Origin of the sequence: Microcoleus sp. N9_B4, from assembly GCF_036701635.1 — a bacterium.
Lineage (GTDB): Bacteria > Cyanobacteriota > Cyanobacteriia > Cyanobacteriales > Microcoleaceae > Microcoleus.
In genome coordinates this window covers 171,183-190,272 of sequence record NZ_JAUBRC010000006.1, presented here as the reverse complement: position 1 = coordinate 190,272, position 19,090 = coordinate 171,183, and the positions used below count along the sequence as shown (strand labels likewise).

General features: G+C 45.5%; 14 protein-coding genes and 2 pseudogenes. 12 read left to right on the top strand and 4 right to left on the bottom strand.

Features of this window, described 5'->3' with window-relative positions; genetic code table 11:
• The first annotated feature begins 398 nt into the window (after positions 1-398).
• The 3 genes and pseudogenes from QUA43_RS06280 to QUA43_RS06275 all read left to right on the top strand — a co-directional run bounded on the left by QUA43_RS06280 (position 399) and on the right by QUA43_RS06275 (position 4,844).
• Positions 399-4,394: a magnesium chelatase subunit H gene (locus QUA43_RS06280; protein ID WP_333371987.1), complete on the top strand. Its 3,996-nt coding sequence runs from the start codon at positions 399-401 to the stop codon at positions 4,392-4,394.
• A 133-nt stretch (positions 4,395-4,527) separates the two neighbouring features.
• Positions 4,528-4,680 (top strand): annotated as a pseudogene (locus QUA43_RS30795) (DUF6888 family protein); the annotation flags it as partial.
• On the top strand, positions 4,677-4,844 hold the full coding sequence (locus tag QUA43_RS06275) for a DUF6887 family protein (protein ID WP_333371985.1): 168 nt from the start codon (positions 4,677-4,679) through the stop codon (positions 4,842-4,844). The pseudogene QUA43_RS30795 and the gene QUA43_RS06275, both read left to right, overlap by 4 nt.
• A gap of 82 nt (positions 4,845-4,926) precedes the next feature.
• On the opposite strand, the pseudogene QUA43_RS06270 reads toward QUA43_RS06275, so the two are convergent.
• A pseudogene (locus QUA43_RS06270) lies at positions 4,927-5,214 on the bottom strand (transposase); the annotation flags it as partial.
• A gap of 947 nt (positions 5,215-6,161) precedes the next feature.
• Here QUA43_RS06270 and QUA43_RS06265 point away from each other — a divergent pair.
• The 7 genes from QUA43_RS06265 to QUA43_RS06235 all read left to right on the top strand — a co-directional run bounded on the left by QUA43_RS06265 (position 6,162) and on the right by QUA43_RS06235 (position 15,124).
• A complete protein-coding gene (locus tag QUA43_RS06265; RefSeq protein ID WP_333371983.1) occupies positions 6,162-7,193 on the top strand; it encodes a sulfate/molybdate ABC transporter ATP-binding protein in 1,032 nt (343 codons plus the stop codon).
• A 220-nt stretch (positions 7,194-7,413) separates the two neighbouring features.
• Positions 7,414-9,357, top strand: a complete 1,944-nt coding sequence (locus QUA43_RS06260; protein ID WP_333371981.1) for an ATP-binding protein — start codon at positions 7,414-7,416, stop codon at positions 9,355-9,357.
• 155 nt (positions 9,358-9,512) lie between these two features.
• Positions 9,513-10,244, top strand: coding sequence for a serine O-acetyltransferase (gene cysE, locus QUA43_RS06255; RefSeq protein WP_333371979.1), 732 nt, complete (start codon positions 9,513-9,515; stop codon positions 10,242-10,244).
• 87 nt (positions 10,245-10,331) lie between these two features.
• On the top strand, positions 10,332-10,916 hold the full coding sequence (locus tag QUA43_RS06250) for a Crp/Fnr family transcriptional regulator (RefSeq protein WP_333371977.1): 585 nt from the start codon (positions 10,332-10,334) through the stop codon (positions 10,914-10,916).
• 249 nt (positions 10,917-11,165) lie between these two features.
• A complete protein-coding gene (locus tag QUA43_RS06245) occupies positions 11,166-12,122 on the top strand; it encodes a sulfurtransferase (RefSeq protein WP_333371975.1) in 957 nt (318 codons plus the stop codon).
• Positions 12,123-12,304: 182 nt separating this feature from the next.
• Positions 12,305-13,615 carry a YeeE/YedE family protein gene (locus QUA43_RS06240; protein WP_333371973.1) on the top strand — a complete coding sequence of 437 codons (1,311 nt, stop codon included), beginning with the start codon at positions 12,305-12,307 and terminating at the stop codon, positions 13,613-13,615.
• Positions 13,616-13,999: 384 nt separating this feature from the next.
• Positions 14,000-15,124: a sulfate ABC transporter substrate-binding protein gene (locus QUA43_RS06235; RefSeq protein ID WP_333371970.1), complete on the top strand. Its 1,125-nt coding sequence runs from the start codon at positions 14,000-14,002 to the stop codon at positions 15,122-15,124.
• 219 nt (positions 15,125-15,343) lie between these two features.
• Here the strand turns inward: QUA43_RS06235 and QUA43_RS06230 are convergent, their stop codons facing one another.
• Positions 15,344-15,580 (bottom strand): hypothetical protein, encoded by a 237-nt coding sequence (locus QUA43_RS06230; RefSeq protein ID WP_333371968.1) that lies wholly within the window; start codon positions 15,578-15,580, stop codon positions 15,344-15,346.
• A 110-nt stretch (positions 15,581-15,690) separates the two neighbouring features.
• Between QUA43_RS06230 and QUA43_RS06225 the strand changes: the two genes are divergently transcribed.
• Both QUA43_RS06225 and cysK read left to right on the top strand, forming a co-directional pair.
• The gene (locus QUA43_RS06225) at positions 15,691-16,128 is read left to right on the top strand and encodes an Rrf2 family transcriptional regulator (protein ID WP_333371966.1); all 438 of its coding nucleotides are present in this window, start codon (positions 15,691-15,693) and stop codon (positions 16,126-16,128) included.
• Between the two features lie 18 nt (positions 16,129-16,146).
• A complete protein-coding gene (cysK, locus tag QUA43_RS06220) occupies positions 16,147-17,127 on the top strand; it encodes a cysteine synthase A (RefSeq protein WP_333371964.1) in 981 nt (326 codons plus the stop codon).
• Positions 17,128-17,364: 237 nt separating this feature from the next.
• Here the strand turns inward: cysK and QUA43_RS06215 are convergent, their stop codons facing one another.
• Positions 17,365-18,159, bottom strand: a complete 795-nt coding sequence (locus QUA43_RS06215) for a sulfite exporter TauE/SafE family protein (RefSeq protein ID WP_333371962.1) — start codon at positions 18,157-18,159, stop codon at positions 17,365-17,367.
• 304 nt (positions 18,160-18,463) lie between these two features.
• Positions 18,464-18,967: a hypothetical protein gene (locus QUA43_RS06210; protein WP_333371960.1), complete on the bottom strand. Its 504-nt coding sequence runs from the start codon at positions 18,965-18,967 to the stop codon at positions 18,464-18,466.
• Positions 18,968-19,090: the final 123 nt, after the last annotated feature.

The following is a 19,090-nucleotide window of genomic DNA, read 5'->3' as shown; positions in this document are numbered from 1 at the left end:
GACTCAGCAATTATCCGAAGGCTACATTCTGCCTTCACAAATTATACCTTTTTACCCTCAGTTAATTGCTCTATCGCAAGTGTGATCAATTCTACAAAACTGGGAACTTTTTTCAGGATTTTTTTCTCGATTTTTGGTTGATTTTTAATTATTTTTATCCTACTAATTAATCGTATTCATATTATTGTCAATATGTCAAGTAAATTTTTGTAAATAAAATATGGAGTATTTGCTCAAGGAATTTATAAAAAAATGTAACGAAAAGTTGGCCTAAATTTGTCGAATTGTGTCATGTGCAGGCTCAAATCGGCTAATGGCAAGCGTTTTCTGGTAAAAATGCTTATGGGATAAAAAAATTCCCGATTCCCGAAAACAGCATCTTAAAGGAGCCTAACCGGATGTTCACTCACGTCAAGCCCACCATTCGCCACGTTGTGCCGGAAAACTTGCAGGGGCGATCGCTCATGAAGGTGGTCTATGTCGTACTGGAACCGCAGTATCAAAGCGCCCTGTCGGCAGCGGTTCGATCGATAAACCAGAAAAATCCGAATTTGGCAATAGAAATCAGCGGCTACCTGATCGAGGAACTCCGCAGCCCGGAAAATTACGAGGCCTTCAAGCGGGATGTGGCGGATGCCAATGTATTTATTGCTTCTCTAATTTTCATCGAAGATTTGGCCGAAAAAGTTGTAGCGGCGGTGGAACCGCTGCGCGACAGCTTGGATGTCGCCGTCGTCTTCCCGTCGATGCCAGGGGTAATGCGGCTCAATAAAATGGGCAGTTTCTCGATGGCACAGTTGGGACAAAGCAAAAGTGCGATCGGCGAATTCATGAAAAAACGGAAGGAAAAATCCGGGAGTTCCTTCCAAGACGGAATGCTGAAACTGCTGCAAACTTTGCCGAAAGTGCTGAAATATTTGCCCATCGACAAAGCCCAAGATGCGCGCAACTTCATGCTGAGTTTTCAGTATTGGCTGGGAGGTTCCCAAGAAAACTTGGAAAACTTCCTGCTGATGCTGTCACATAAATATGTCTTCAAAGGCCAGTCACAGCCAACTTTCCAAGAACCGGTTGTCTACCCAGACATGGGGATTTGGCATCCTTTGGCATCGTCGATGTTTGAAGATGTAAAAGCATATCTGACCTGGTTTAATGCCCGTACAGATATTTCGGCCGATCTCAAAGATCCCCTCGCACCTTGCATTGGTTTAGTGTTGCAACGCACTCACTTAGTCACAGGAGATGACGCACACTATGTAGCAATGGTGCAGGAATTGGAGGCAATGGGCGCGCGGGTTGTGCCGATTTTTGCCGGCGGTTTGGACTTCTCTAAACCTGTGGAGACTTTTTTCTTGGAAGTCGGGGCAAAAGGTGTGACACCTCTGCCGATTGTTGATGCGGTGGTTTCTCTGACTGGTTTTGCTTTGGTGGGCGGCCCGGCGAAACAAGATCACCCGAAGGCGATCGAATCTTTGAAAAAATTAAATTGCCCTTACATGGTGGCTTTGCCACTGGTTTTCCAAACGACAGAAGAATGGGAAGATAGCGATTTAGGCTTGCACCCGATTCAAGTTGCGTTGCAAGTTGCGATTCCTGAGTTGGATGGTGCGATCGAACCGATTATTGTGTCGGGACGCGATGGCGCAACTGGCAAGGCGATCGCCCTGCAAGATCGAATCGAAGCAATTTCCCAGCGCGCCATGAAATGGGCAATGCTGCGCCGCAAACCAAAATTAGATAAGAAAGTTGCGATCACAGTTTTCAGTTTTCCTCCAGATAAAGGCAACGTCGGAACAGCCGCTTACTTGGACGTTTTCGGCTCGATTTACGAAGTATTGAAAGCCTTAAAAGGTAATGGTTACGACTTGCCAGAATTGCCGGATTCCGCCGAAAAACTGATGCAAGAAGTCATCCATGACGCAACAGCCCAATACCAAAGTCCCGAATTAAATATTGCTTACCGGATGTCCGTAGCTGAATACGAAGAATTCACTCCTTACTCGGAACGGTTGCAAGAAAATTGGGGGCCACCTCCGGGACATTTGAACAGCGACGGACAAAATTTGCTGATTTTTGGCAAACATTTTGGCAATGTGTTTATCGGAGTGCAACCTACTTTTGGATACGAAGGCGATCCGATGCGGTTGTTATTCTCTCGTTCTGCTAGCCCGCACCACGGTTTTGCTGCTTACTATACATATTTGGAGCGCATTTGGGGTGCGGATGCGGTGCTGCACTTTGGCACTCACGGTTCCCTGGAATTCATGCCCGGTAAGCAGATGGGAATGTCTGTCGATTGTTATCCTGACAGTTTGATCGGCAAGATTCCTAACCTCTATTATTACGCTGCTAATAATCCTAGTGAGGCAACAATTGCTAAGCGGCGCAGTTATGCTGAAACAATCAGTTATCTGACTCCTCCGGCTGAAAATGCTGGGTTGTACAAAGGTTTGCAGGAACTCAGCGAGTTAATTGCTTCTTATCAAACTTTGAAAGAGACTGGGCGGGGTGTGCCGATTGTGGATGCGATCGTCGAAAAATGCCGTTTGGTGAATTTGGATAAGGATATCGCCTTACCTCCCGAACAAGAACGAGGGGTTGCTGCGGACATGACTGCGGAAGAACGGGACAATTTAGTTGGCTTGGTTTACCGCAAGTTGATGGAGATTGAGTCGCGGTTGTTACCTTGCGGCTTGCACGTGATCGGTAAGCCACCGACTGCTGAAGAGGCGATCGCAACTTTGGTTAACATTGCCAATTTAGACCGGGAAGAAGACGGATTAATCAGTTTGTCGCGGATTATTGCTCAAAGTCTCGATCGCAATATTGACGATATCTACACCAACAACGACAAAGGCATTTTAGCAGATGTTGAATTGCTGCAAAACATCACTTTAGCCTGTCGGGATGCCGTCACCGCTTTAGTGAAGGAACAAACCGATGCTGAGGGTCGAGTTTCCCTGGTTTCCAAGTTGAATTTCTTCAACATGGGCAAGAAAACACCCTGGATTGATGCGCTGCACGCCGCGGGTTATAAAAAGGTCGATCCAGAACTGATTAAACCCCTGTTTGAGTATCTGGAATTCTGCTTGCAGCAAGTTTGTGCCGACAACGAATTAGGCGCTTTGTTGCGCGCCCTAGAAGGCGAATACATTATCCCTGGCCCAGGCGGCGATCCGATTCGCAACCCGGATGTTTTGCCTACTGGCAAGAATATGCACGCTTTAGACCCGCAGTCAATCCCTACAACGGGGGCGGTTAAGTCTGCAAAGATTGTAGTCGATCGGCTGTTAGAAAGACAGCGCGTTGATAACGGCGGAAATTACCCAGAAACCATCGCCGTTGTGTTGTGGGGAACCGACAACATCAAGACTTACGGCGAATCCCTCGCGCAAGTAATGTGGATGGTGGGAGTAAAGCCAGTTCCCGACGCTTTGGGCCGGGTAAACAAACTCGAATTGCTTTCTTTAGAAGAGTTGGGACGCCCTCGGATTGACGTAGTAATTAACTGTTCCGGCGTATTCCGCGACTTGTTCATCAACCAAATGAATTTGTTAGATAAAGCCGTGAAAATGGCAGCGGAAGCCGACGAACCGTTAGAGATGAACTTCGTCCGCAAACACGCCTTGAAGCAAGCGGAAGAAATGGGAATAAACCTGCGACAAGCAGCAACCCGGGTATTTTCCAATGCCTCTGGTTCCTATTCATCTAACGTCAACTTGGCGGTAGAAAACAGCACTTGGGAAAGCGAAGCCGAATTGCAGGAAATGTATTTAACCCGCAAATCCTTCGCCTTTTCTTCCGACAATCCCGGAACAATGGAACAAGACCGGCAGATTTTTGAATCATCTTTGAAAACTGCTGATGTCACCTTCCAAAACTTGGATTCTGCCGAGATTTCCCTAACCGACGTGTCGCACTATTTCGACTCCGATCCGACTAAATTGATCGGCAGTTTGCGCGCAGATGGGAAGAAACCAGCATCCTTTGTTGCTGATACAACCACAGCCAACGCGCAGGTGCGGACGCTATCAGAAACCGTGCGTTTAGATTCGCGCACTAAGTTGCTGAATCCGAAGTGGTATGAGGGGATGTTGTCCCACGGCTATGAAGGTGTGCGGGAGATTTCTAAGCGTCTGGTGAATACGACTGGATGGAGTGCGACGGCGGGCGCGGTGGATAATTGGGTGTATGAGGATGTCAACACTACGTTTATCCAAGATGAGGAGATGCAGAAGCGTTTGCTTAACTTAAATCCTCATTCTTTCCGCAAGATTGTCAGCACTTTGCTTGAGGTGAATGGCCGGGGTTATTGGGAGACTTCGGAGAACAATTTGGATCGCTTGCGTGAGTTGTATCAGGAGGTGGAAGACCGGATTGAGGGAGTAGAATAGGGTTATGATATAGTAGAGCAGGCATCTTGCCTGCTCTACCTTTTATTTGGGATGGAGAAAATGACTGTTTACAACTATTGGAGTCTATGATGATAAGTGTATGAGGGAACCAACGGTATAACAATTACGGAGTTTATATCGGCTTTGTCATCTACTTACCAACATTATGTTTCACCCAATTCATATAGTGCGTTTAGATGAACGGACTCTTAATCTATTTATCTTAGCAGGACAAAGCGAAGAGATTGAGTTGGAAATTCAACCTGATGCGAGTATTGAACCATGAGTAATGTCAATTATGCTGCAATGAGCGATCGCGAACTAAAGCGATATATTCTCACTCATCAAGACGATCGAGAACCTTTTTATGCCTATATGGATCGGCGGCATTCTCGTCCTCACCAAGTTACAGCACTTCCGGATGTTATGAGGTACAGTAGCAGCAATTAGTAAACCAGTTTTTAAGATGTTTCGGATTAATTAAGTCAAGAACCACAGCAATTATCGTATCAACCATTTTAGTGGTAGTTGGCTAAAACTGGATCAATAAAGATTTAAGTTGCGACCACCATAATTCAATCGGATTAAAATCAGGAGAGTATGGGGACAAACATAAAATAGAAGCACCCACAGATTCAATCATCGATGTAATTGAATCTACTTTATGCGCGGGTAAATTATCCATCACTACTACTGCTCCCGACCACAATTGTGGCACTAAACATTGCTCAATAAATACCTCAAATGCTTGGCCATCCATTGAGTTATCCATTGTCATGAGTGCCACTACTCGCTTCAAACTAATTGCACCAATTACTGTGACTTTTTTCCCGGGCGTAAAAAGGTTTCAGCGCATAGGCTCTCGTTCCTCGTTGGGAACGTGCATGAGTTCTGGTTAAACCTAGCAATACTCCAGTCTCATCTAAAAAGACTAGATTTTTTGGGTCGATATGCTTGACTTTTTCCCAATACTCTAACCTTAATTTCATGACTCTTTCAGTGCCGGCTTGGCTACTTCTCACTGTTTTTTTTTACGATTTAATCCCAACTTTTGTAAGGCGTTACACATGGCTGTTCTACCCACCCAATTTCCGGTCTTCTGGGCAAATAACTCACACAATTCTAGTAAGGTTGCATCGGGATGTGCTGCCACTATTTCTCTCAACTATGCTGTGGAATTATTCAAATGACTGTATCTCGGTTTACCCCTGGGTTTCGGCTGTAAATTCCCCTCGATTTTTTGTTGCTTGACCAGTTTTTGAACTAAGCTTTTACTGACGGAAAATATCGCTGCTGTTTTTCTGATCGACAGCTTCTGATCTTGATGGGCTGCTACTATTTTTGGAAAGCAAATCTACTGAATATGCTTTCATTGGTGTATTTTTTAATCTATTCTTATTGTACCTCATAACACCCGGAAGTGCTGTATAGATAGATCGACAGCAAAGAAACCGGGTTTTTTACGGGGATTAAAGGTTTTAAAGGTGATGATGCAGTATTTTCGTCCATCAAACCCGGTTTCTACGTAATTTCAGCATGGCTTATTCTGGGACGATCGCACGGCTACAGCCACATCTGGAAACCCTCGCGGGTTAACTCAGACGGCCCGCCAGCTTCAACTTTCAAGCGCCGCCCCATCAGGAGGGCTCGAAATACAATACAAAAAGTTACAGGCCTTGCCAAATATTAATTTCAGGATATACTACTGTAAATCGGTCAGATATATGGAGTTAATACCATCAACTCCTAAAATAGGTAAATAAACTCATGAGCATTACAGTTCAGAACGTATCGAAACACTTCGGCTCATTTCACGCAATTGACAACGTGAATTTGGAAATTAAAAGTGGCTCTTTAGTCGCGCTGTTGGGGCCTTCCGGTTCCGGGAAATCGACTCTGCTGAGGATGATTGCGGGACTCGAACCCCCTGACACGGGTCATATTTACCTGATCGGGGAGGATGCTACCCAGCAGTCGGTGCAGGAACGGCATATTGGTTTTGTGTTTCAGCACTACGCTTTGTTCAAACACATGAGTATTCGGAAAAATATTGCTTTTGCGATGGAAATTCGCAAAGTTCCTAAAAACTCTATTAGCAGACGAGTTGATGAACTATTGGATTTAGTGCAGTTGACAGGTTTGGGCGATCGCTATCCTTCGCAACTTTCCGGGGGCCAGCGGCAGCGGGTGGCTTTGGCCAGAGCTCTAGCAGTTCAACCAAAAGTGCTGCTGCTAGACGAACCTTTTGGAGCATTAGATGCTAAAGTCCGCAAAGAATTGCGATCGTGGCTGCACAACCTTCACAAAGAAGTTAACATCACTACAGTTTTTGTGACTCACGACCAAGAAGAAGCTATGGAAGTAGCCGATGAAATTGTGGTAATGAACAAAGGTAGAGTCGAACAAGTTGGCACTCCTGCTGAAATTTACGACAAACCGGCATCAGCTTTTGTGATGAGTTTTATTGGGCCTGTCAATGTGTTGCCGAATACTGCGGGTTTGTTCGCCAGCAACGGCACAACGGCTCACAAGAACGGAGCCGCCCATTCTGAAGTAGTGTTTTTGCGCCCCCACGATGTGGAAATTCAAACTAAGCCGCAGTCTGGTTTTGCATTAGCAAAAGTCAGCCGCATCATTCATTTAGGGCGGGAAATTCAAACCGAGTTAGTGTTAGAATCGGAGCAGGTAGTAACAGCTTACGTGAGTCGCGAGCGCTTCGATTCTCTACAGTTAACGCGAGATCAGCAGGTTTACGTCAAGCCCAAACACGCGATGACTTTCCCTGTTTATTCAATTTAAATCAGCGGCTGCATCTTACTCAAAATACTATCCGGGAGCTTCTAAAAAACACTGCTGCCACATCGTTACCAGGCTCGTGCCTGGTAATGCTGTCTCGTGGCTCTAAATCGGAGGCAGAGCCTCCTGAAATTCATTCCCAGGCAGAGCCTGGGAAGGGGAAAAACGAGAAATCTCAGGCAGAGCCTGGGACGGAGAACTAGAAACAAGATAGGTGAAGAATATGACTGCTAACAAATTCAAGAATTTAGCAACTAGCACTTTACTTGCTTATCGCCGCCACATCCAGGCAGGATTAACACTTTGTGCAGGATTGGGACTGTCTGCGATCGCCTCTTCAGTTGCGTACAATTGGGAATACAAATCCATGCAAGCCGAACTGCAAGACCGGCTGGACAAAATAGCGGCAGAAATTCAGAGAGATGTTAGCGGCAATTTAGAAATCATTCGGGCAGCAGGAGCCTTTTACAGCGTATTTGACGGCGTTAAAAAACCAGAAATTAATACATTTGTTGGTACTGCCCTGTACCGCCATCCGAGCCTGAAGGCGATCGCTTGGCTGCCCGGTGTTTCTGACTCTCCCGAATTCCTAACAGATGAAATAGATTTAGATTTAGATTTGACTGCCAATCGGCCAGCGTTAGAAAAAGCCGCAAAAAGACAAGAGATTACCGCTACTGACCGCCAAAAATGGTCTTCACAAAATCAACCAAGCGTCTTCGTCTTCATGCCAATTTTTACTCAAAAATCTGCTGAGGATGGCGCAGAATTGCCTCCAAATTTACCTGCTCGGTCACCAGAAAATTTGAAAGGTTTTACTTTGGGCGTTTTGCTTGTTGATGCTATTGTCAAATCGGCTTTACAGGAAACTAACCTCAACTTTGTTAACGTTTATCTTCAAGATGCTATGGCTCCTGAAGCCGAAAGATTTCTTGCGTTTTATGAAGCCAAGACAAAAAGGATAATTACCGATGAAAAAATTAAAAATAACATCCAAATTGGGGAAAGAGCTTACTGCCCGGACGGCAGCAGTTGCACCCGCATTCTCAATATTGAAAATCGCAGGTGGTTGCTGCAATTACGGCTAACACCAGAGTACATTAATCCTCTAAGATTTGGGCGTTCTTTGACTGTTTTAATTTTGGGGACAATCTTAAGTTTGGCTGCGACACTTTATCTAATGAGTTTGTTAAATTATACCGACAGGATTGAAAAGATAGCAGCAGAACGCACGGCTAAATCTCAACAGTTAGAGCAAACTTTGCAAGAGTTGCAGCAAACTCAATCTCAACTGATTCAGCAGGAAAAAATGTCTAGTTTGGGTTTGTTAGTTGCTGGTGTTGCCCACGAAGTTAACAATCCTATTAGTTTTATTTACGGCAATATTCAACACGCCAGCGCATATAGTAGCGATTTGTTGGAGTTGGTAAAACTCTACCAAAAACACTATTTACACCCTCCTGTGGAAATTTCAGAGCATTTAGAAAATATTGACTTTGAGTTTCTCAGCAAAGATTTGCCACAACTGCTGTCCTCGATGAAAATAGGAGCAGATCGCATTGTTCAAATAGTTCAATCTTTGCGGAATTTCTCTCGCTTAGACGAAAGCGAAATGAAACCTGTCAACATCCATGAAGGCATTGACAGCACTCTACTAATTCTGCAAAGTCGCCTGAAAGCTACAGCCGATCGCCCGGCGATCGAGATTGTTAAAAATTACAGCCATTTACCTTTAGTAGAGTGTTATGCCGGACAATTAAATCAGGTGTTTATGAATATTCTGGCTAATGCGATCGACGCCCTTGAGAGTTACAACCTCGATCGCGGGCCCACAGCAGCGAAAGCCAATCCGATCGCGATCGCCATAACCACAGAATATTTAACCCCTGACAAAATAATTGTGCGGATATCTGACAACGGCCCCGGTATGGCAGAAAATGTCAAAAAACGGCTGTTCGACCCGTTCTTTACGACGAAACCGGTCGGAAAAGGGACAGGATTGGGACTGTCCATCAGCTATAAAATTGTCGTAGAAAAGCACAAGGGTACGCTGCGCTGCGATTCGACACCGGGATTGGGGACGGAATTCTCGATCGAGATTCCGCTGCAGCAAGAAGTCAGACAAGCTGTACCGTTTGTTTCGCGGCAAATATCGGAGGCAGCTTAGAAACGGCTGGGGAAGAAAAATTTTTTCTCATAAACTACTGTAATTAGGTCGGATTACAGTATTATATGTAATAATTCCACAATCAAGACTGCTTTAGGCAGCTTAAACCGTCGGCACGGCAGATACTTTATAACCCAAACACGGCGAGAGTAAATATGTTCAGTGACTTGCAAATTATTTACGAACGCGACCCGGCGGCGCGCAACTGGCTGGAAGTATTATTTTGCTATCCCGGACTGCAAGCACTTTTTTTGCACCGGATAGCACACTGGCTTTATTCCGCTGGCCTTCCGTTTGTACCGCGCTTGATTTCCCAACTGAGTCGGTTTTTAACAGGTATTGAGATTCACCCAGGAGCAAAAATTGGTAGGGGCGTGTTTATCGACCACGGCATGGGGGTGGTCATTGGCGAAACTGCGATCGTGGGAGATTATGCTGTCATTTATCAAGGAGCGACTCTTGGTGGCACGGGTAAAGAAATGGGAAAACGGCATCCGACGCTGGGAGAAAATGTCGTGGTAGGAGCCGGTGCTAAGGTTTTAGGCAATATTCAAATTGGCAATAATGTTCGGATTGGTGCGGGTTCGGTAGTGCTGCGGGATGTCCCTAGCGATTGCACAGTTGTGGGAATCCCCGGCCGCATTATCTCTCGGAAAAAGCAGGTGGAAGATGCTCAAAATTCTCAAGGTATACCGGATTTGGAAGCTCAAGCGATTCGAGCTTTGTTCGATAGAATTAAGGATTTAGAAGAGCAGGTTGCTTTTTTGAAATCTCAATTATCTCCGCTCCAAACAACTAAATCAGAGCAAGCAGAGGTCGAAAAACATGAATTATTCCTGTCTTCCGATTTATTCATTACACAGTTTTTAGACGGTGCAGGAATCTAGTAAAGCTTTAATTTATATAGATTTTTGCCAGCCGCACTATCCTGCTGCCATTGGACCAACTAACTTTTATTCTTTCAGTAACTGGCTATGACTATTGCTTCTCTTTCCACTAAAACTTTTGATGAAACGAGCCGACATATATTTCCTCGTCGATCGCACTTGCCTAACAGAAACAATGCTCTGTGGCGAATTGAAACTGGAGTAGTGCGAACTGTAACATGGCTTGAAGATGGCACAATTATTACCTTGGGATTGTGGGGACCTGGTGATACGATCGGCAAACCGATATCAAAATGCGATCCTTTTCAAATTGAATGCCTCACTAAAGTCGAGGCAATTTTACTATCGGGCGAGCGCTGGCTAAATAGAGATATTTTGCTCAGTCACATTCAGCAGGCTGAAGATTTTATGGTAATGCGAGGTTACAAAAGAGTTGATTTTATGCTCTATCGACTCTTAACTTGGCTGGCTAAGAGGTTTGGTTCTGAGGTAGAGCGAGGACATCTGATCGATATGATTTTAACGCATCAGGACATTGCAGAAATTCTCGGTACAAGTCGCGTAACTGTCACTCGCACCCTCGGTAATTTTCAGCAGCAAGGCTTAATTAATCGTCTGCCATTCCACCGGATTATTCTGCAACCTTCTGAGGTGTGGCACTACGAAATCTAAGGGTAGAATTCATGTCTCGCACGCGCGTGCGAAGCTATCCCGGAGGGAATCGCCCCCAAATTTCTGTATCCTTCGCTACTAAAAAAAACTATTGACTTTCTGAGACTGTCTGTGCAACAATCAACAGCTATACCTATAATATACGGTAAATCAATCGAATTTACGGTGATTGCTGGAGATAGCGATCGGCTCTCTAGCAGCGAGGAGCTTTTTGTGCTTTTCGACAGAGACAATGCAAGAGGAAAGAACATGAAAACTAAATCCCTGAAAGCTCGATTTAAAAGAAACAAAATAGGGGCATTAATTGCCGTCCTAGCGGTGCTGGCGATCGCAATTCCTCTGTTCCCATTTTTCCCAACCCAAGCAGCGGAATCAAAAAGTAAAATTCAATTCGTTTCCCCCGCGTGGGTTGCCCAAAACGCCAGCGACAAAAACCTGCGAATTCTCGATGTCCGCACCAATCCAATGGACTACTTTATCGGGCATCTTCCCAATGCAGTCAACATCGCCGACAACACCTTGCGCGGGCCGGACAGCGGTTTGCCAGTACAGTATCTAACGCCGGATAAACTGGGGCAATTACTGTCGCGGGCAGGAGTAACAGACAACAGCCGCGTCTTAGTTTATTCCGACGGCAGAGACATTCTCGGCGCGACTATGGTTGCTTACGTATTGGAGCGATTGGGACACTCGGACATCGCAGTTATCGACGGAGGTTATGCGGGTTACAAAGCAGCTCAAACTGTGATGAAAGAGTTTCCAAAATACGCGGCTGGTACACTGACTGTGCGCGACAACAAATCAATTCGTGTCACCCTGGATGAAGTCAAAAATTTAATTGGCAAAGCAGGCGTCACATTCATCGATCCCAGACCGGAAAAACTATTTCAAGGGGAAGAAAAAATCTGGACGCGCAACGGACACATTCCCGGCGCTCGCAACATTCCCTGGCCGACTTTTACCGATGCTGACAACCCGCACAAGTTGAAGTCTCTCGACGAAATCAAGCAGATTTTGGCAGCTAAAAAGATCGATCGCAACAGCGACATCATCGTTACTTGCAGTACGGGGCGGGAAGCAACGCTGCAATATGTAGTTTTGAAACACTTGCTGAACTATCCGAAAGTCAGAATCTACGAAGGTTCTTGGACTGAATACAGTCAGACTAATTTACCTGTAGAAACTGGTCCGGAACAAGCAGTGTAGAAAACAAATCTGTAGTTAACAGCAATTTTGGCTAAAAATTGACCGAAGAGGTAGAATGAAAACAGCAATTATCTCGATATCAATGCTCGGAATAATCAGCTCGATTGGCTTTGGTTTATCAACAATAGCTGAGCACCGACAAGCAGATAATTCCGTTGCTTGCACTCCTAGCGAACAACCCGATGAAAAATCGGAGACTTCGCCGCGAAAAACTTAGCGCTAAAATGGAGGCTCTGCCTCGCTTTACAGTTGTTTCTGGAGTCAAGTATTTTATTGTGAATAACACCGCAGAAATTGCTTTTTCACCGCTGACAAAAACTTCGCCGCCCCGATCGCAGCGTCCGATTTTAGCTCTGATACTGACGCTATTTGCTGCTGGTGCGGCCGGTTTGAGCGCCTACGGCTGGCGGCAGAGCGTTTTGTTTCTGATTGGAGGCTTGCTGGGCGCGAGTTTGTATCATGCAAGTTTTGGCTTTGCTTCTGCTTACCGCAAATTATTTGCCGATCGCGATATTACAGGTGTTTTAGCGCACTTGTTGATGTTAGGAATTGCTACTGTACTTTTTGCTCCCGTACTTGCATCAGGAGAGGCATTCGGACACAAAATAGCCGGGGCTGTTGCGCCTGTGGGCTGGCAAAATGCGATCGGCGCTTTTCTATTCGGAATTGGAATGCAATTGGGCAGCGGCTGCGCTTGCGGCACGCTTTGGACAATTGGCGGCGGCAGCACGTCAATGCTGTTAACGCTGCTGACTTTTTGCATCGGTTCTTTTGCAGGAAGTTTGACCAGACATTTGTGGCATTTGCCCTCGCTGCCGCCGATATCTTTAGGAAAAACTTTGGGATGGATGCCCGCAGTCATCTTGCAGCTAAGCGTATTTCTGTTAATTGCGATCGCCCTCTGGCAGTGGAATCGCACCAATGGCAAGCAACCCTTAACAGCAGATTTTATCATTAAAACTCCTCAATCTCACATCAAGAATCAATGGCTTTACGGGCCTTGGTCTCTCGCTGCCGGAGCCTTTGCCCTTGCCTTTCTCAACTGGGTAAAACTGTTAATTGACGGCAGGCCTTGGGGAGTGACTTGGGGGTTTACTTTGTGGGCCGCAGAACTTGCTACTGCTTTCGGCTGGAATCCCGCAAATAACCCGTTTTGGAATACTCCCGACAAGTTGGAATCCTTGCAAAAAGGCATCTTTGCTGATGTTACTTCCGTGATGAATTTTGGCATTGTTTTGGGAGCAGTTTTAGCGGCGGCTTTGGCTGGCAAATTCACCGTCAAAACAAACCTTTCGTTACCCAAAGTTACAGCCGTTTTGAGCGGCGGTTTCATGATGGGTTACGGAGCACTGCTGGCTTTTGGCTGCAATGTCGGCGCTTTTTTTAGCGGTATTGCTTCTACCAGTTTGCACGGTTGGCTGTGGATTGCGACTGCTTTGTTGGGCAGCGTTGCGGGAATTAAATTGCGATCGCTCTTCCGACTTGAGAATTAATTTCCAACATGAATAGGCGATCGACCTGCGGGTAGGGACAAAGGCAAAGCCTTTGTCCCTACAGATGTCGCGTTTTCCCGCCAAGCGCGCCCTTTAAATATAAAACTACTGTTTCCCTATAGACATTAAGTATTTATTAGTGTAATGTATTAAATTAAGTAGAGAGAGTTGGCGATCTGACTCAAGGAGCGATCGCCCAACTGCTAGCAAAACAGTCTCTCAATCTTGCCACTGTTGCCATTAACAAGAATTGCCACATCAGCGAAATCTTATAGATTATCTGGGCAAATCTCATCAGGCTGCATTTGCTCTATATCAAGCGCATTAAACTTAATTGTGCGCTCAATCGACTTGAGAAAAAACAAGAGGAACTAAGAAGCATAAATGCGGAATCATCATCTCGCAGATAGTGTCTTGCAGCCATTTAAGAAAAAAACTGGTTTGCCAGTTTTTTCTCTTAAATCAGCCGCTCTGTTAAAATCGTCCCTGTTCAAAGCTTTTACTTTCTTTTTTGCAGTAGGTTTAGGCTTGAGCTGGTTAATTCCTCAGCCTGCAATCAGCCAGGCCAAACCAAAAGATGTCGAACTCACCTTAGTTTCCTTTGCTGTTACCAAATCCGCCTACGACAAGATTGTTCCCGGCTTTGTAGCGAAGTGGAAACGAGAAAACAACCAGAATGTCACTATCAGCCAAAGCTACGGCGGTTCAGGTTCCCAAACCCGTGCTGTAATTAGCGGTTTGGAAGCCGATGTCGTACACTTAGCCTTAGCTTATGATACCGAGCGCATCCAAGAAGCCGGTCTAATTAAACAGGGTTGGGAGCGAGAAGTACCCAATAACGGAATTGTTAGCAAATCAGTTGCAGCATTAGTAATGCGGGCCGGAAATCCCAAAAAAATCCAAGGCTGGGCCGATTTAGCCAAACCCGGTATCAAAGTAATTACTGCTAATCCCAAAACCTCTGGTGTCGCGCGCTGGAACTTCTTAGCTTTGTGGGGTTCCGTAACTCGAAACGGAGGAAACGAACAAGCAGCCCGCACCTTTGTCAGCCAGGTTTACAAAAACGTGCCAGTGCTTCCCAAAGATGCCCGCGAAGCGTCAGATGTCTTTTACAAACAAAACCAAGGGGATGTGTTGATCAACTATGAAAACGAAATTCTCTTGGCGAAAACGCAGGGCGAAGCGGAACCTTTCATCATCCCCCAAGTGAATATTTCCATTGACAACCCCGTGGCTGTAGTTGATAAATACGCAGCCAAACACGGAACTACTAAAGTGGCGGAGGCTTTTGTGAAATATCTTTACACGCCGGAAGCTCAGCGAGAATTTGCTAAAGCGGGTTTTCGACCTGTTAACTCGACGGTAGCCGGAGAATTTAGCAGTAAATTTCCCAGAATTGGCAAACTTTTTACTGTCGCCGATGTAGGCGGTTGGAATGCGGTGCAAAAGAAATTCTTCGCTGACAATGCGATGTTCGATCAAATTGAGAATGCTCTGGGCCGGAGATAATCTGGAGCGAAATTGCGTTAATTAAATTTTTTCATCGACTGGTCAATAAGTTTAAAGGCAAGTGCGAGGATCGCACTTACTTTTTTTTTGTGTTGATTTCTTTCTTCTCACTGCCAACAGATGCGATATCTCGCACCTGTTGACTGCGGTTAAGTAGGTGAGTCTGAATCAACTTAACGATGACACAGCATATATCCGCCTACCCACTTAGCAGTTACTTTAAGGCGGCGGAATTGCCTGTAAAATACTCGCTCCCTGCAAGATTTGAGACTTTCGGGATCTACCCGCTTCTGGGTGTTCCCAAGACGGTGCAAAGGGTGGAACCAAGAATGGGCAAGCTTTCCACCCACCCTGTACCGCCACGCCGAGCATCTGGCAGTTTCCGCCCCTGTGCCCGTGCTGCTCGTAATGCCGACAGTGCCGACAGCTTAAATTACCTACATTTACGTTGCTCACGGGATTTCTCCAACCGTTTTTGTAATAAAAATATAATAACACCTATACATCTACCGGGATTGTGTACTATGATATAGTGTAGAATTTAAACTCGATCGCCAGTGGGGAATGTGGAACTATCTTCTAGAGTAGAATACGCCCTGTTAGCGCTCTTGGAATTGGCGAGTCACCACCCGAATGATTCGCCCCTAACAGTGAACGAACTGACTGCTTCTCAAGAGATACCGGAACGTTATCTAGACCAAATTCTTGCCGTGCTGCGGCGTGCAAGTATTGTCCAGAGTTTGCGGGGTGCTAAAGGCGGTTATTTGCTGGCGAAAGAGCCTTGGCAGATTACTTTGCTAGAGGTGTTTTCGACACTCGAAGGTGACGGCAGCGGCCAGACGCAAAAAGTTTCGGAATCTCTAACAATAGAAAAAACTGCGGTGCTAGAAATCTGGCAGGAAGCTCAACAGGCATCTTGGGCTGTTTTGGGGAAATACACATTACAAGATTTGTGCGAACAGCGGGATGTTCGCAAACAAGCACATCCCATGTACTACATTTAATTGGAGAGAAATTAAGCCATGAAAATTGCTAAGGATGTTACAGGAATAATTGGCAGAACTCCTTTAGTTCAGCTCAATAAAATTCCCCAAGCCGAAGGAGTAGTTGCTCAAATTGTGGCAAAATTGGAAGGGATGAATCCGGCTGCTTCGGTGAAAGATCGGATTGCAGCAAGCATGATTCAGGCGGCAGAAGATGCGGGGTTAATTCAACCGGGGAAAACTATTTTAGTTGAACCGACTTCAGGCAATACTGGAATTGCTTTGGCAATGATCGCGGCGGCGAAAGGCTACAGTCTGATTTTAACGATGCCGGATACGATGAGTTTAGAGCGCCGATCGATGCTGAAAGCTTACGGAGCTCAGTTGGAATTGACTCCGGGACATGAAGGGATGTTAAGCGCGATCGCCCGTGCGGAAGAAATTGTAGAAGAAACCCCTGATGCTTTCATGCTGCAACAGTTTCGCAACCCCGCTAATCCAAAAATTCACCGGGAAACCACGGCCGAGGAAATTTGGGAAGATACAGAAGGTAAAGTAGATTTTTTAGTGGCTGGAGTTGGCACCGGCGGCACAATTACGGGAGTTGCTGAGGTAATTAAACAGCGGAAACCGAGTTTTAGGGTAATTGCAGTTGAACCCGCCAGCAGCCCCGTCCTTTCTGGAGGCAAATCTGGTGCTCACAAAATTCAAGGGATTGGTGCAGGATTCATCCCGGAAGTGTTGAAACCAGAGTTAATTGATGAAACAATCGCAGTTAGCGACGCAGATGCGATCGCCTACAGCCGCCGACTCGCCAGAGAAGAAGGATTATTGTCAGGAATCTCAGCAGGCGCGGCTTTGTTTGCTGCAATTCAAGTCGGCAAGCGTCCCGAAAATGCAGGAAAATTAATAGTTTTTGTGCAGCCTTCTTATGGCGAACGCTACCTCAGTACAGTCTTATTCAAAGACTTAGAGTTGCCGACGATCCGCGAACTCGAATCATTAGTCAGCAATTATTAAATTGTAGTAGGGCATTGGTGACAACTTAACGTCAAACCGACCGTCTCTCTTGTTATATCGAAGTCTATATCCCCCCTCACCCCCCTTAATAAGGGGGGGACAAGATTCTTCTCAAAGTCAACCCCTACTCCCCTTCTTAAGGGGGATTTAGGGGGATATAGCCTCGGCTAGAAACAAGATATACAAAGGTTTTTAGGGGATTGTTGACACCAAGGGGCGGCGTACTACCCCTATTTTTCAGACTTGATACAACTTCCAACTAGCCATCGCCAACATTCCGTAAATCACAAACTTTAGCGGGCGTTGAGGCATAATTTGACAGAATTTAGCCCCTACCAAAACTCCCGGCACCGAACCCAACCAAATTGGCAATACTAAACTCCAGTCTACTGTTCCGAGGCTGAGATGTCCCAGAGATGTAAACATCAATAAAATTGCCGCCTGCGAAATATCTGTACCTACCAATTTAGAAGTATCCAGGCGGAAAAAAGCAATCAGCAACAGTGCAAACATCGAACCGGAAGACACGCTAGTGATTCCCACTATGCAGCCTAAAATTGCTGCCGCACTCACAGTACAAATACGGCCATAATTAGTATTTAAGTCCCATTTAGGGGGCGCAGGCAATTTAAACTTAGGGAAAAATGTTTTGACCACTAATTGGGTCAGGGATAAAGCGACAATTAGGGCGAGCGCTACTCCGAGAAAGCGCAGCAATATGCTGTCTAAGTCTTGACTTCCGCTGGATTTGATGCAGTGTAAAATCCACACGCCAGTCAGCGAACCGGGCACGCTGCCCAAAGCCAGCCACTTAACTATTTGCAAGTCGAGGGTCTTTTGCTGCCAGTGTTTGAAGCCGCCAACAACTTTCATCAGTGTAGCTGCTACGACATCCGAACTAATAGCAACTGATGCTGGAATTTGGAAAACAAAAATTAACATTGGGGTGATGAGCGAGGCTCCGCCAACTCCGGTCAAACCAACGATAATGCCCACAAAAAAGCTGAGAAAGGATAGTAATAAGTAGTTCACGGTTATGCCCAAAAACTGTGTATTTAAGCGCTGCCAACCAACAAATAGATAACTTGGGTGGCTCCTGCAACACAGCTACACACGCTAAATCTCATTTGCATTTCAATATTTTTCACCAAAAAAATGTTTCTTCAACGCTTGAGAAGGGTCGCGTTTTCAGTCACAATATTATTGGTAAAAGTAAGTAAATGCAAATAAACAATCCTACAAAAATTGTAGTGTAAAAGCTCCCTGATTTTCTTAAATGTACCTGTGCAACTGCTCGAAAACCCTCGATTTATTCATGGGGTTTATATTCTGCATTCTACCTTGAAGTGACGAGCGTCACAGGTAAAACAGAGCTGAGGTTAACCGACTCCTTGCCGGCAAAGAAATCGGGAGTATCGAGAACATTAAAATGAATCAATGCCACAATGACAACAGTGAAGGCGGTTGAGGAAACTAAACCCGTCAATAACTCTTTTTTGAGGTTTTTTTCCTTGGGTTTGTCTGTAAAAACATCTAATGTTCCTAGCTGCATCAACAGAATTCCAGCAATATTGGAAAGCCAGTAGCCGACAATTGTGCAAGGAAACAGTAAATCTGGGGAAAGCCAACTAAAGATATACCCAAAGGCGTAGGCAATTGGCAGATTGAAAAATATGTCGTTCCACCAACACAGGGGTGATAGCAAATATCCAATTGCCAGAAGCAACCCGCCTCGGATTTTTTTAAACCAGACTTCCTTCCACCCCTTAGCTTCTGGCAACTGTTGGGTCAGTTGTCCTGCAAGCTGGTACTCTTCAATGACTTTTTTAGCGTTTTCCACGTTAATAGCTCATAACTCGATCGACTTACCGTAGTTTAGCAGCAAAACTGAGCTATGTCTAGTAAGTCAATCAAGTTACCGTATTTTATTGTTGATCCCCTAAATCTACTTTCTTTCCGAGAC

What these genes read in the sequence shown, in the direction of transcription:
- QUA43_RS06275 (WP_333371985.1), top strand. Translation starts at nt 4,677, where the DNA reads ATGAGTAATGTCAATTATGCTGCAATGAGCGATCGCGAACTAAAGCGA.
- QUA43_RS06265 (WP_333371983.1), top strand. Translation starts at nt 6,162, where the DNA reads ATGAGCATTACAGTTCAGAACGTATCGAAACACTTCGGCTCATTTCAC.
- cysE (WP_333371979.1), top strand. Translation starts at nt 9,513, where the DNA reads ATGTTCAGTGACTTGCAAATTATTTACGAACGCGACCCGGCGGCGCGC.
- QUA43_RS06240 (WP_333371973.1), top strand. Translation starts at nt 12,305, where the DNA reads ATGAAAAATCGGAGACTTCGCCGCGAAAAACTTAGCGCTAAAATGGAG.
- cysK (WP_333371964.1), top strand. Translation starts at nt 16,147, where the DNA reads ATGAAAATTGCTAAGGATGTTACAGGAATAATTGGCAGAACTCCTTTA.
- QUA43_RS06280 (WP_333371987.1), top strand. Translation starts at nt 399, where the DNA reads ATGTTCACTCACGTCAAGCCCACCATTCGCCACGTTGTGCCGGAAAAC.
- QUA43_RS06235 (WP_333371970.1), top strand. Translation starts at nt 14,000, where the DNA reads ATGCGGAATCATCATCTCGCAGATAGTGTCTTGCAGCCATTTAAGAAA.
- QUA43_RS06250 (WP_333371977.1), top strand. Translation starts at nt 10,332, where the DNA reads ATGACTATTGCTTCTCTTTCCACTAAAACTTTTGATGAAACGAGCCGA.
- QUA43_RS06245 (WP_333371975.1), top strand. Translation starts at nt 11,166, where the DNA reads ATGAAAACTAAATCCCTGAAAGCTCGATTTAAAAGAAACAAAATAGGG.
- QUA43_RS06260 (WP_333371981.1), top strand. Translation starts at nt 7,414, where the DNA reads ATGACTGCTAACAAATTCAAGAATTTAGCAACTAGCACTTTACTTGCT.